Annotated in this window: 11 protein-coding genes; 7 read left to right on the forward strand and 4 right to left on the reverse strand. The window is 73.5% G+C overall.

The window, feature by feature from the left end; all coding sequences use genetic code 11:
• Window positions 1-7: 7 nt before the first annotated feature.
• The gene (locus tag HA073_RS10705; protein ID WP_166456280.1) at window positions 8-1,216 is read right to left on the reverse strand and encodes a MalY/PatB family protein; all 1,209 of its coding nucleotides are present in this window, start codon (window positions 1,214-1,216) and stop codon (window positions 8-10) included.
• A 34-nt stretch (window positions 1,217-1,250) separates the two neighbouring features.
• Between HA073_RS10705 and HA073_RS10710 the strand changes: the two genes are divergently transcribed.
• The gene (locus tag HA073_RS10710; protein WP_166456281.1) at window positions 1,251-1,805 is read left to right on the forward strand and encodes a GNAT family N-acetyltransferase; all 555 of its coding nucleotides are present in this window, start codon (window positions 1,251-1,253) and stop codon (window positions 1,803-1,805) included.
• A gap of 9 nt (window positions 1,806-1,814) precedes the next feature.
• Here HA073_RS10710 and HA073_RS10715 read toward each other — a convergent pair whose 3' ends face one another.
• Together HA073_RS10715 and HA073_RS10720 are read right to left on the reverse strand one after the other, a co-directional pair.
• Window positions 1,815-2,639 carry an MOSC domain-containing protein gene (locus tag HA073_RS10715; RefSeq protein WP_166456282.1) on the reverse strand — a complete coding sequence of 275 codons (825 nt, stop codon included), beginning with the start codon at window positions 2,637-2,639 and terminating at the stop codon, window positions 1,815-1,817.
• A 6-nt stretch (window positions 2,640-2,645) separates the two neighbouring features.
• Complete coding sequence (locus HA073_RS10720; RefSeq protein WP_166456283.1) at window positions 2,646-4,274, reverse strand: isovaleryl-CoA dehydrogenase; 1,629 nt, start codon at window positions 4,272-4,274, stop codon at window positions 2,646-2,648.
• A gap of 177 nt (window positions 4,275-4,451) precedes the next feature.
• Here HA073_RS10720 and HA073_RS10725 point away from each other — a divergent pair, with 177 nt between their 5' ends.
• The 6 genes from HA073_RS10725 to HA073_RS10750 are packed head-to-tail and all read left to right on the forward strand — an operon-like array spanning window position 4,452 to window position 11,667.
• The gene (locus tag HA073_RS10725) at window positions 4,452-5,990 is read left to right on the forward strand and encodes an ABC transporter substrate-binding protein (protein WP_166456284.1); all 1,539 of its coding nucleotides are present in this window, start codon (window positions 4,452-4,454) and stop codon (window positions 5,988-5,990) included.
• Complete coding sequence (locus HA073_RS10730; protein ID WP_166456285.1) at window positions 5,990-6,934, forward strand: ABC transporter permease; 945 nt, start codon at window positions 5,990-5,992, stop codon at window positions 6,932-6,934. Before HA073_RS10725 ends, HA073_RS10730 begins: the two co-directional genes overlap by 1 nt.
• Entirely contained in the window at window positions 6,931-7,812 is an 882-nt protein-coding gene (locus HA073_RS10735) for an ABC transporter permease (protein ID WP_166456286.1), read from the forward strand. Before HA073_RS10730 ends, HA073_RS10735 begins: the two co-directional genes overlap by 4 nt.
• Window positions 7,809-8,831 (forward strand): ABC transporter ATP-binding protein, encoded by a 1,023-nt coding sequence (locus tag HA073_RS10740; protein WP_166456287.1) that lies wholly within the window; start codon window positions 7,809-7,811, stop codon window positions 8,829-8,831. Before HA073_RS10735 ends, HA073_RS10740 begins: the two co-directional genes overlap by 4 nt.
• Window positions 8,828-9,868 carry an ABC transporter ATP-binding protein gene (locus tag HA073_RS10745; protein WP_113974045.1) on the forward strand — a complete coding sequence of 347 codons (1,041 nt, stop codon included), beginning with the start codon at window positions 8,828-8,830 and terminating at the stop codon, window positions 9,866-9,868. The genes HA073_RS10740 and HA073_RS10745 overlap by 4 nt, the downstream gene beginning before the upstream one ends.
• An 11-nt stretch (window positions 9,869-9,879) precedes the next feature.
• A complete protein-coding gene (locus HA073_RS10750) occupies window positions 9,880-11,667 on the forward strand; it encodes a gamma-glutamyltransferase family protein (protein WP_166456288.1) in 1,788 nt (595 codons plus the stop codon).
• A gap of 123 nt (window positions 11,668-11,790) precedes the next feature.
• On the opposite strand, the gene sthA is transcribed toward HA073_RS10750, so the two are convergent.
• Window positions 11,791-13,194 carry a Si-specific NAD(P)(+) transhydrogenase gene (sthA, locus tag HA073_RS10755; protein ID WP_043324162.1) on the reverse strand — a complete coding sequence of 468 codons (1,404 nt, stop codon included), beginning with the start codon at window positions 13,192-13,194 and terminating at the stop codon, window positions 11,791-11,793.
• Window positions 13,195-13,243 lie beyond the last annotated feature (49 nt).

A 13,243-nucleotide genomic window follows, 5' to 3' on the forward strand; every position in this document is an offset into this window, starting at 1 on the left:
CCGGCCGTCAGCCGGTCGCCGCCCGGCCCATCCGGGTCACCGCCTCGGTGAGCACGGCGGGGGAGGTGGCGAAGTTGAGCCGGACGAATCCGGCGCCGCCGGTGCCGAAGACGTGCCCGGAGCTGAGCGCCACCCGGGCCCGGTCGAGGAACATCCGCGCCGGCCCGTCCAGATCGCTGGCCACCCCCGGGCCGTCGCCCGCCTCCGTGGGCACGCCGAGGGCGCGGCAGTCCAGCCAGGCCAGGTACGTGCCCTCCGGCGGCCGCCACGACACCGCCGGCAGGTGCTCGGCCAGCAGCGACCCGAGCAGTGCCCGGTTGGCGTCCAGGCCGTCGAGCAGCCGGTCCAGCCACGGCCCGCCGGCCCGGAACGCGGCGGTGTGCGCGAGCACGCCGAAGTGGCTCGGGCCGTGGCTCACCTCCTCCGGCATCCGGGCCAGGTCGTCGGCGGCGTCCGGCCCGGCGACCGCGAGCGCCGCCTTGAGCCCGGCGAGGTTCCACGCCTTGGACGCCGACAGCAGCGCGAACGCGTTCTGGGCACCCGGCACCGTCAGGTACGGGGTGAACCGCGCACCTGGTAGCGCCAGCGGCGAGTGGATCTCGTCGGAGACCACCCGGACGCCGTGCCGGGCGGCCAGCTCCGCGACGGTGGCCAGCTCGTCGGGCCGGTGCACCACGCCGGTCGGGTTGTGCGGGTTGCAGAGCAGGAACGCCGGCCGCTCGCCGATCGCACGAGCGCGCCGGAACGCCTCCTCCAGCGCGGCCGGGTCGAGCCGCAGGTCCGCGCCGAGCGGCGCCTCGATCACCTGCCGGTCGGCGTGCGTGACGAACGCGTAGAACGGCGGGTAGACCGGGGGAGTGACCACCACCGCGTCGCCCGGCCCGGTGACCAGGCGCAGCACCTCGACCGTGCCCATCATGACGTCGGGCACCAGCGTGGTCCGGCCGACCGGGAAGTCGGCCCAGCCCCACCGCTGCGCGGCGAACCCGCCGACCGCCTCGGCGTACCCGGTGCCGTACGCGTAGCCGGTGTCGCCCAGGTCGACCGCGCGGCGCAGCGCCTCGGCCACCGGCGGCGCCAGCGGCACGTCCTGCTCGGCGACCCACAGCGGCAGCACGTCCGGCGGGTACAGCCGCCACTTCACGCTGGTGCGTGCCCGGAGCTGGTCGAGTGTGAGCTGGGTGAGCGGGTTGCCGTCGTCGGCGGAAACGACCATGCGGCTCACCCTAGGCGCGTCCTACCATCGCCCGATGGCCCACCCGGCGTACCCGCTGCGCACGCCCCGGCTGCTGCTGCGCCCGGTCATGCTCGACGACCTCGACGACGTGCACGCCTGGCAGCGCCGCCCGGACGTGGTCCGCTGGATGGCGGGCGCCGCCCCGCGTACCCGGGCGGAGTCCCTGGCGTCGGTGACCGCGATGGCCGGCGAGGACGCGCTGCGCGCGGAGGGCGACTGCCTGACGCTCGCCGTGGTGCGCGACGGGCGGGTGATCGGCGCGGTCGAGCTGGTGTGGCGCAGCGCCGCGGACCGCACCGCCGAGCTGGGGTACGTGTTCCACCCCGCCCACGGCGGCCGGGGGCTGGCCACGGAGGCGGCCGGGGCGCTGCTGGACTGGGGTTTCGGCGAGTTCGGGCTGCACCGGGTGGTGGCCCGCTGCCACGCGGACAACGAGCCGTCGGCGCGCCTGATGGCCCGGCTCGGGATGAGGCGGGAGGCGCGGCACGTGCGCAGCTACCGGTTCCGGGGCGGGTGGGCAGACCAGCTCGTCCACGCGATCCTGGCCGACGAGTGGCGTGGCCGCTGAGCGGCCGGATCAGGAGACGGTGACGGGATCGCCGACGCGGATCTCGCCGGTGGTCTCCGGGACCAGCCGGACGCCGAACCAGGTCTTGCCGTCGTGGCGCCGGTGCCGGGCCAGCGTGCGGATGGGCTCCTTCCCGCTGGCGAGGGTCTGCGGGTCGATGAGCGTCACCGAGCAGCGGTCGCAGCGTTCGGAGACCCGGAAGTCGACGGCGCCGATGCGCACCCGTGTCCAGCCGTCCTCGGCGAACGGCTCGAACGGCCCGTCGAGCACCACAGTGGGCCGGAACCGGGCCATCGCCAGCGGCTCCGGGGCCGGTTCGCCGCGTTCCAGCGCGCCCTCGACGATCCAGTCCCGCAGCCGCCGCAGCGACGGCGCCGTGGCCACCAGCAGCGGTCCGGCGTCGGAGAGGTTGAGCGGGTCGCCGGGCCGGCCGCCGTGCTCGGCCGACATCGGCCGGCGGCGCGGGTCGTCCAGCCAGGCCAGCCGCACCGGCCGGCCCAGTCGCGCGGAGAGCCAGTCGTGGGCCTCGTCGGCGGCGAGCCGGACCGTGTCCAGCCGGGACACGTCGGTCGGGACGAGCGGCCCGTCCACCGGCTCGGCGACTGTCAGCGACGACCCGTCGCGGGCGGTGAGCGTGAGCGACCCGGGCCCGGGCGCGGCGGTCAGGCCGAGCAGCGCCGGCAGGGCGGTCGAGCCCACTTTGCCGCCGTCGGGGCGCAGCACCACCCAGCGGCGGTCGTGACGCAACCCCCACGGCTGGACCTCGGCCCGGTCGACGTCGACGCCGCCGAGGGACTTGACCGGATACAGGTGGGCCGAGACCAGGCGCGTCATCGCCGCTCAGCCGATCTTCGGGGTGGCGCGCTCGATGATCGCGGACAGGTCCAGTCCGCCGGGTAGCGTCCCGTACGCCTGGCCGTGGTCGCCGCCGAGCCGGGACGCGCAGAACGCGTCGGCGACCGCGGGGTGGCCGTGGCGTACCAGCAGCGCGCCCTGCAGCACCAGCGCCAGCCGCTCCACCACGCGCCGGGCGCGCAGCTCCAGGTCGGTGTGGTCGGCCAGCTCGTCGCGCACCCGGCGCACCGCGGCGTCCAGTCGCGCGTCCGCGCCGGCCGCGGCGGCCACCTCCGCCTCGTACGCGGCGAGGACCTGCGGTTCCCGGGTGAGCGCGCGCAGCACGTCCAGCGCGGCGACGTTGCCGGAGCCCTCCCAGATCGAGTTCAGCGGCGACTCGCGGAACAGCCGCGGCATGCCGGACTCCTCGACGTAGCCGTTGCCGCCCAGGCACTCCAGCGCCTCGGCGGCGTGCCCCGGCCAGCGTTTGCACACCCAGTACTTGCCGACTGCGAGGGCGAGGCGCTTGAACGCGGTCTCGCCGTCGTCGCCGCGCGCCGACCGGTCGGTCGCGCCGGCCAGCCGGACCATCAGCACGGTGGCGGCCTCGGACTCCACGGCCAGGTCGGCCAGCACGTTGCGCATCAGCGGCTGGTCGACCAGGTAGTCGCCGAACGCCCGCCGGTGGGTCGCGTGGTGCACGGCGGTGGTCACGCCGTGACGCATCCCGGCCGCCGCGCCGATCACGCAGTCGAGCCGGGTCAGGTTGACCATGTCGATGATGGTGCGCACGCCCCGGCCCTCGTCGCCGACGCGCCACGCCACCGCGTGCTCGTACTCGACCTCGGCGGAGGCGTTGGAGCGGTTGCCGAGCTTGTCCTTGAGCCGCATCAGCCGCATCGGGTTACGGGCGCCGTCGGGCAGCACGCGAGGGACCAGGAAGCAGGTGAGGCCGCCGGGCGCCTGGGCGAGCGTGAGGAACAGGTCGCACATGGGCGCGGAGGTGAACCACTTGTGCCCGACGAGCCGGTAGCTGCCGTCCGGCTCGGGCCGGGCCGTGGTGGTGTTGGCGCGCACGTCCGAGCCGCCCTGCTTCTCGGTCATCGACATGCCGGCGAGCAGCCCGCGCTTGGTCTGCGGCGGGCGCAGCCCGAAGTCGTACTCCCGGGTGGTGAGCAGCGGCTCGTAGCGGTCGGCCAGCTCCGGGCTGTGCCGCAGCGCGGGCACCGCCGCGTAGGTCATCGAGATCGGGCAGCCGTGCCCGGCGTCGGGCCGCCACAGGTAGAAGCCGGCCGCCCGGGCCACGTGCGCGCCGGGTCGGTCGTCGGCCCACGGCGCGGCGTGCAGGCCGTGCCCGACAGCGGTACGCATCAGCTCGTGCCAGGACGGGTGGAACTCCACCTCGTCGATCCGGTTGCCGTACCGGTCGTGGGTGCGCAGCACCGGCGGGTGCTCGTTGGCGAGCCGCCCGTGTTCGGCCGCCTCCTCACCACCGGCGAGACGGCCCAGCTCGTGCAGGCCGGGCAGCGCCCATTCGGCGCCCTCCCGGGTCACGCCGTCGCGCAGTGCCGGGTCGTCGGCGGTGTCGTGGCCGACCATCGGGGGGACCTGGTTGACGACCTCGTGTGTGGTCACGGCGGCAACTCCCAGCGCGGTGGCGGATCGGGTCGGGGCCCGGATTGAACCACCGTTCACTCCGCACCGGCAACACCGATCGGCCAGTCATTTTGGCTGGATTCGTTTGACATCATCCGGCTCGGAGACAAGACTCGCCGAAACTTTCTTTTGTCCGGGAAGTGGCAAGGGGGGCCTGTGTCCAGGAACAAGCTCGGCGCGTTCGGCGCCGCACTCATCCTCACCGTCGGCGTCCTGTCCGGATGCACCGGCGGCGAGGCGGTCGACGTCGGCGGCGGGGGGAACGCCGGCGGCGAAGGCGGAATCCTCAACGCCGCGATCGGCGGCGAACCCGACCAGCTCGACCCGCACAAGACCTCGGCCTACTACAGCTTCCAGGTGCTGGAGAACGTCTACGACACGCTCGTCGAGCCGGACGCCGACCTGAAGATGGTGCCGTCGCTGGCGACCAAGTGGACCACCAGCGACGACCAGCTCACCTGGACGTTCACGCTGCGCGAGGGCGTGAAGTTCTCCGACGGGTCGCCGCTGACCTCCGAGGACGTCGTCTACTCCTTCGAGCGGATCATCAAGGAGAAGCTGAACAACGCGTACAAGTTCGCCACCGTCAAGTCGGTCACCGGGCCCGACCCCGCGACGGTGGTGGTGACGCTCAGCGCGCCCACGCCGAACCTGCTCGCCAACCTCGGTGGGTTCAAGGGCGTCGCGATCGTGGAGAAGTCCAACGTGGAGTCCGGCAAGGTGAAGACCGCGCCGGTGGGCAGCGGCCCGTTCACGGTGGCCGGCTACACCTCCGGCGACAGCATCAAGCTGGTGCGCAACGACGCCTACTGGGGTGAGAAGCCGAAGCTCGACGGCGTCACGTTCACCTTCGTCAAGGACCCCACCGTGGCGCTGCAGAACCTGCGCAGCGGCCAGGTGCAGTGGACCGACAACCTGCCACCGCAGCAGGTCAAGTCGCTGCAGGACGGCGACGACCCGGTGGTGAAGTCGGCGGCCTCCACCGACTACTGGTACGTGGCGCTCAACGAGGCCCGCAAGCCGTTCGACAACCCCGAGGTGCGGCGCGCCATCGGGTACGCCCTGGACCGGGAGGCGATCACCAAGGCGGCGAAGTTCGGCCTGGCCACCGTCAACCAGACCGCCATCCCGAAGGACAGCACGTTCTACTACGACTACGCGCCCTACAGCCACGACCCGGGCAAGGCCAAGCAGATGCTCGGCCAGGCGGGCGTGAGCAACCTGACCATGGACCTGATGGTCACCAGCGAGTACCCGGAGACGGTCAGCGCCGCCCAGGTCATCGCCGCGCAGCTCAAGGACGTCGGCATCACCGTGAAGATCCGTACGCTGGACTTCGCCCAGTGGCTCGACGAGCAGGCCAAGGGCAACTTCGACGGGTTCATGCTGGGCTGGCTCGGCAACATCGACCCGGACGAGTTCTACTACGCCCAGCACCACAGCGGCGGCACGTTCAACTTCCACAAGTACAAGAACCCGGCGGTGGACAAGCTGCTGGACGACGCGCGCACCCAGACCGACCAGGGCGCCCGCAAGCAGGCGTACGAGCAGGCGGCGAAGCAGATCGTCGACGACGCCAGCTACCTCTACCTCTACAACCCGGACGTGGTGCAGGGCTGGTCGAAGAAGGTCTCCGGCTACGAGGTGCGCACCGACCGGGCGATCCGGTTCCGGTCGGTCTCCCTGGCCAAGTGATGGCCCGCTTCGTCCTGCGGCGGGCACTCCAGTCGGCGGTCGTGCTGGTCGGCGTGACCCTTGTGGTGTTCCTGCTGCTGCAACTCGTGCCGGGCGACCCGGTCCGGGTGGCGCTCGGCACCCGGTTCGACCAGGAGACGTACGACGCGTTGCGGGAACGGGCCGGCCTCGACCAGCCGCTGCCGGTGCAGTACGCCAGCTACCTCGGGCACGCGCTCACCGGTGACCTGGGGGTCAGCTTCCGCACCGGCCAGCCGGTGAGCCAGATCGTGCTGGAACGGCTGCCCGCCACGCTGTCCCTGGCCGTCACCGCGGTGCTGTTCGCGCTGCTGGTGGCGTTCCCGCTGGGCATCGTCGCGGCGGTACGCAGCGGCTCCGCCGTGGACCACGCCGCCCGCGTGTTCAGCCAGTTCGGCGTCTCGGTTCCGGACTTCTGGATGGGCATCATGGGCATCCTGCTGTTCGCCGGGGTGCTCGGCTGGCTGCCACCGTCGGGTTACGTGGCGCTGACCGAGGACCCCGGCCGGTGGGCCACCCACGTGGCGCTGCCGGCGGTCACCGTCGGCCTGGTCACCGCCTCCATCCTCACCCGGTTCATCCGCTCCTCGGTGCTGGAGGTGCTCTCCGCCGACTACGTGCGCACCGCCGAGGCGAAAGGGCTGCGCAACCGGGTGGTGATCGTGCGGCACGTGCTGCGCAACGCGCTGATCCCGGTGGTGACTGTGGTCGCCGTGCAACTGGCGAGCCTGCTCGGCGGCGTCATCGTCATCGAAGTGCTGTTCGCCTGGCCGGGCATCGGCCGGCTCACCTTCGACGCCGTGCAGGCCCGCGACTATCCCGTCCTGCAGGGCGCGGTGCTGCTGGTGGCCGCCCTGTTCCTGCTGGTCAACCTGCTGGTGGACATCCTCTACGCCCGCCTCGACCCGAGGATCACGGTCAAGTGAGCGCCACGACCGAGAGCACCGGGCGCCGTGTGCTGGACGCGCTGCGCCGCGACCCGCTCGCCGTCGGCGGCACCATCGTGCTCGTCCTGCTGGTCGTGGTGGGCGTGGCCGGCCCGTGGCTGGCCCCGGCCGGCGTCAACGACGTCGACGTGGAACAGATGCTGCGCCCGCCCAGCGGCGCGCACCCGTTCGGCACCGACGAGCTGGGCCGCGACGTGCTCAGCCGGGTGCTCGTCGCCGCCCGCGTGTCACTGCAGGTCGGCGCGGTCAGCGTCGGCATCGCGCTGGTCGCGGGCGTGACGCTCGGGCTGCTTGCCGGCTACTACCGGGGCTGGCTGGACAGCATCCTCATGCGCTGCATGGACGTGCTGTTCGCGTTCCCGGTGCTGCTGCTGGCGGTGGCCATCGTGGCGGTGCTCGGCCCCGGCCTGCTCACCGCCATGGTCGCCATCGGCGTGGTCTACACGCCCATCTTCGCCCGGATCACCCGCGCCGGCGTGCTGTCCGTACGCGAGCAGGTGTTCGTCCGGGCCGCCGTGTCCATCGGCGCGTCCGACCTGCGCATCATGCGCCGCCACGTGTTGCCGAACATCGCCGCGCCGCTGATCGTGCAGACGTCGCTGTCGCTGGCGTTCGCGATCCTCTCCGAGGCCGCGTTGTCCTTCCTCGGCCTCGGTATCCAGCCGCCCGCGCCGGCCTGGGGCCGGATGCTGTTCGACGGGCGCGGCTTCGTCACCGACGCCTGGTGGCTGGGCGTGTTCCCGGGCGCGGCGATCTTCCTCACCGTGCTGGCGTTCAACCTGGTCGGCGACGCGCTGCGGGACGTGCTCGACCCGCGCCAGCTCACCCTCGCCGAGGCCCGCCGGAGCACCCCATGAGCGAGCGCACCGAACGCATGCCGAGCCAGCGCCAGCGGCCCAGGACCGACTCGACGGTGCTGTCCGTGGACGACCTCACCGTCACCATCGGCACCCGCCGTGGCCCGGCCCGCGCCGTGGCCGGCGTGTCCTGGCAGGTACGGCAGGGGGAGACGTTCGCGCTGGTCGGCGAGTCCGGCAGCGGCAAGAGCATGACCCTGCTCGCGGCCACCGGCCTGGCCCCGCGCGCCGCGACGGTCACCGGCCGGGTGCGGCTGCTCGACCACGAGCTGACCGCGCTGCCCGACGACCGCCGCCGCAGGCTGCGCGGCCGGCACGTCGGGTTCGTCTTCCAGGACCCGATGACCTCGCTCAACCCGGTGCTGCCGGTGGGCCGGCAGGTCACCGAGGCGGCCGAGGAACACCTCGGGCTGACCCGCCGCGCCGCCCGCGACCGGGCGGTGGAGCTGCTGGAGCTGGTCGGCATCCCGTCGGCCGCGCGGCGCGTCGACGCGTACCCGCACCAGTTCTCCGGCGGCATGCGCCAGCGCGTCGCCATCGCGATGGCGCTGGCGTGCGAGCCGGACCTGCTGATCGCCGACGAGCCGACCACCGCGCTGGACGTCACCACGCAGGCGCAGATCATCGAGCTGGTCGCCGACCTGCAGGCGCGGCTGGGCACCGCTGTCGTCTGGGTCACCCACGACCTGGGCGTGGTCGCCGGCATCGCCGACACCGTCGCGGTCATGTACGGGGGGCGGATCGTCGAGCAGGGCCCTGTCGACGCGGTGTTCGACACGCCCACCCACCCGTACACCCGGGCGCTGCTGGCGGCCCGGCCCGACCCGTCCCGGCGCGGCGAGGACCTGGTCGCCATCCCCGGCGCGCCGCCGAGCCCGCTGGACCTGCCGCCCGGCTGCGCGTTCTGGCCGCGCTGCCCGGTCCGCGCGGACCCGCGCTGCGAGCACGAGCTGCCGCCGCTGACCCCGGTCGGCGACGGGCACACGGTCCGCACCTTCTACAGTGGAGAGGCCGGATGAGCGACGACACCCCCGACGTGATCGCCGAGCTGGACGACCTCGCCGTGCACTTCCCGACCCCGGCCGGAACGGTCCGCGCCGTGGACGGCGTCACGCTCGCCGTGCACCGGGGCGAGACGCTCGGGCTGGTCGGCGAGTCGGGCAGCGGCAAGTCCACCGCCGGGCTGGCGCTGCTGCGGCTGGTCGACCCGAGTGCCGGGCGGGTCCGGGTGGCGGGCGCGGACGTGACCCGCTGGTCCCGGCGCCGCCTGCGCGCGACGCGCCGCCACGTGGCGATGGTGTTCCAGGACCCGCAGGCGTCGCTGGACCCGCGCCGCACCGTCGGCGACAGCATCGCCGAACCTCTTGTCGTGCACCGGCTCGCCGCGTCCCGCACCGCCCGGCGGGAGCGGGTGGCCGAACTGCTGGACCTGGTCGGCCTGCGCGCCGACACGGCCGGCCGGCATCCGCACGAGCTGTCCGGCGGCCAGCGCCAGCGCGTCGGCGTGGCCCGGGCGCTGGCCGGCGAGCCGGATCTGATCGTCCTGGACGAGCCGATCGCCTCGCTGGACCTGAGCGTCCAGGCGCAGATTATGAACCTGCTGCGGCGCCTGCAACGCGACCTCGGGCTGACCTACCTGTTCATCGCGCACGACCTGGCCGCCGTGGAGCACATGAGCGACCGGATCGCGGTCATGTACCTGGGCCGCATCGTGGAGACCGGCCCACCGGAGCGGATCTACCGACGCCCGGCGCACCCCTACACGGCGGCGCTGCTGTCGGCGGTGCCGGTGGCCGATCCCCGGGTCGAGCGGCAGCGCCGCCGCATCGTGCTCACCGGCGACATCCCCAGCCCGGTGGACCCGCCGAGCGGCTGCCGCTTCCGTACCCGATGCCCCCAGGCCCGCCCCGCGTGCGCCGAGACCGATCCGGCGTTGGCCGAGGTGGGTCCGGGCCACGAGGCCGCGTGCCTGTTCCCGCTAGACGGCGAGCGCGACGGCAGCCCGGGGGAGGAGGGCGGCGCGACGGACCGCGCCGACGTCGCCGGCACGGCGTAGGCTCACCGCCGATGACGTTCACCACCCGGCCGACGTTGCGCGGCACGTTCGGCATGGTCTCGTCCACGCACTGGCTGGCCAGCCAGTCCGCGATGGGCGTGCTGGAGCGCGGCGGCAACGCGTTCGACGCCGCCGTCGCGGCCGGGTTCGTGCTGCACGTCGTGGAGCCGCACCTCAACGGCCCGGCCGGCGAGGTGCCGGCGATCCTCGCCACCGCCGCCGACCCGGCGCCGCGGGTGCTGTGCGGCCAAGGTCCGGCCCCGGCCGCCGCCACCGTCGCGCACTTCCGGTCGCTGGGCCTGGACCTCGTGCCCGGCGCCGGCCCGCTCGCCGCCGTGGTGCCCGGCGCTGTCGACGCGTGGCTGCTGTTGCTGCGCGACCACGGCACCCGCACGCTCGCCGAGGTGCTGGAACCGGCGATCGGCTACGCCGCCGCCGGCCACCCGCTGGTCGGCGCCGCCGGGCAGACAGTCGCGCGGGTCCGGTCGCTGTTCACCGACCACTGGCCGACGTCCGCGCGGCTCTGGCTGCGCGACGGCCGCCCACCCGCGCCGGGGGAGATGATCACCAACCCGGCGTACGCGGACACGCTGCGCCGCCTCGTCCACGCCGGACGGGCCGCCGGTGCGGACCGGGAGGCGCAGATCGAGGCGGCCCGGCGCGCCTGGCGGGAGGGTTTCGTCGCCGAGGCGATCGACCGTTTCAGCCGGCTGCCGTTCCGCGACTCCAGCGGGCGCGCCCACGCCGGGCTGGTCACCGGCGACGACCTGGCCGGGTTCTCGGCCACCTGGGAGGCGCCGGTCACGCTGGACTGGCGCGGGCACACGATCGCCAAGACCGGCTTCTGGGGGCAGGGCCCGGTGCTGCTGCAGACCCTGGCCGTCCTGGACGCGCTCGACGACCCGGCGGTCTACGATCCGTCCAGCTTGGACGGCATCCACGCGCAGGCCGAGGCGCTGAAGCTCGCCTTCGCCGACCGGGAGGCGTGGTACGGCGACACCGACGTGCCGGGTTCCGCGCTGCTGTCGGCCGGCTACGCCCGTTCGCGGGCCGCGCTGATCGGCGACCGCGCCGACACGTCGCTGCGTCCCGGCAGCCCGGCGGGCAGCCCGCCCCGGCTGCCGTCGCACCTGCGGGCCGACGCGGACCGGCGGGCCGTCCCGCAGGACCCGAGCACCGGCGAACCGACGGTACGCGCCGACGGCGTGACCCGCGGCGACACCTGCCACGTCGACGTGGTGGACCGGTGGGGAAACATCATCTCCGCCACGCCCAGCGGCGGCTGGCTGCAGAGTTCACCCACCATTCCGGAGCTGGGTTTCCCGCTGGGCAGCCGGTTGCAGATGTGCTGGCTGGAGGAGGGGCTCGCCTCGACGCTGCGGCCGGGGCGGCGTCCGCGTACCACGCTCAGCCCGACGCTCGTGCTGCGCGACGGCGAGCCGGTGATGGCCTGCGGGACGCCCGGTGGCGACCAGCAGGACCAGTGGCAGCTGCTGTTCCTGCTGCGGCACCTGGCCGGCGGGCAGGACCTGCAGGAGGCGATCGACGCCCCCACGTGGCACACCACGAGTTTTCCGGCGTCGTTCTACCCGCGCGGCGTCGAGCCCGGCGTGCTGGTGCTGGAGGACCGGATCGACGCGGAGGTGCTGGCCGGCCTGCGCGCGAGGGGCCACACCGTCCGCCTGTCCGACCCGTGGAGCCTGGGCCGCATGTGCGCGGTCACCCGCGCCCCCCGCACCGGAGTCCTGTCCGCGGCGGCGAACCCCCGAGGTGCCCAGGGCTACGCCGCAGGCCGCTGACCCCTCCCGCGCCCCTCCCTTCCTCGTCGATCTTGCACTTGCGGCCCGGGCACAGCGGTCATAACGGGCGCTCCCGGGGCAGCAAGTGCAAGATCAACGGGGTGGAGGGCGGGGCAGCAGGGGTCAGTCGTTGATCCGGGTTATGTTGCGGATCTTGTTGGCGGCGTCCAGGGCGGCCACCTTGTACGCCTCGGCGAGGGTCGGGTAGTTGAACACCGCGTCGAGCAGGTAGTCGACGGTGCCGCCGCAGCCCATCACGGCCTGCCCGATGTGGACGATCTCGGTGGCGCCGGTGCCGAACACGTGCACCCCGAGCAGCCGTCCGTCCTCGGGTGAGACGAGCAGTTTCAGCATCCCGTACGAGTCGCCGACGATCTGCCCCCGGGCCAGTTCCCGGTAGCGGGCGATGCCCACCTCGAACGGAGTGGACGCCTCGGTCAGCTCCTCCTCGGTCTTCCCGACGAAGCTGATCTCCGGGATGGTGTAGATGCCGATCGGCTGCAGGTCGGACATCCCGCGGGCCGGTTCGCCGCAGGCGTGCTGGGCGGCCAGCCGGCCCTGCTCCATCGACGTGGACGCCAGCGCGGGGAAGCCGATCACGTCGCCGACCGCGTAGATGTTGTCGACGGCGGTGCGGTAGTTCGCGTCGACCGCGATCCGGCCGCGATGGTCGGCGGTGAGCCCGGCCGCGTCCAGCGCGAGGTCGTCGGTCTGTCCCTGCCGCCCGGCCGAGTACATCACCGTGTCCGCGACGATCTTCTTGCCGCTGCGCAGGACGCAGAGCGCTGCGGTGCGGTGCTTCTCGACGGCGGCCACCTCCTCGCCGAAGCGGAAGGTCACCGACAGGTCCCGCAGGTGGTACTTCAGCGACTCGACGATCTCCTCGTCGCAGAAGTCGAGCATCCGGGGGCGGCGCTCGACCACCGTCACCTTGGTGCCGAGCGCGGCGAACAGCGAGGCGTACTCCATCCCGATCACCCCGGCGCCGACCACGACCATGCTTCGCGGGACGGCCTGCAGGTTGATCACGCCGTCGGAGTCGACGATGGTCCGGTCGTCGAAGTCGACGCTGTCCGGTCGGGCCGGGCGGGTGCCGGCGGCGACGACCGCCTTGTCGAAGCTGATCCGGGTCTCCCGGCCGGAGCCGGCGTCCACCCAGACGGAGTGGGCGTCGGCGAACCGGCCGGTGCCGGTGATCAGCGCGACCTTGTTGCGGGCCAGCTGGTCGCGGATCACGTCGGTCTGGCGGGTGATCACGTGCTGGGTGCGGGCGGCCAGGTCGGCGACGGTGATGTCCTCCTTGACCCGGTAGCTGCTGCCGTAGAGGTCGCGCTGGCTCAGCCCGGTCAGGTAGAGGACCGCCTCGCGCAGCGTCTTCGAGGGCACGGTGCCGGTGTTGATGCACACTCCGCCGAGCATGTCGCGGCGATCGACGATGGCGACGCGGCGGCCCAGTTTGGCAGCGGCGATCGCCGCCTTCTGTCCACTCGGTCCGGAGCCCAGCACCAGCAGGTCGTAGTCATACACGAGCGCCAGCCTCGCAGGGTCTCGCAACCCGCGCCAGCGGCAGGGCTCC

This window comes from Micromonospora sp. CMU55-4, assembly GCF_011602315.1.
Classification (GTDB): Bacteria; Actinomycetota; Actinomycetes; order Mycobacteriales; family Micromonosporaceae; genus Micromonospora; species Micromonospora chalcea.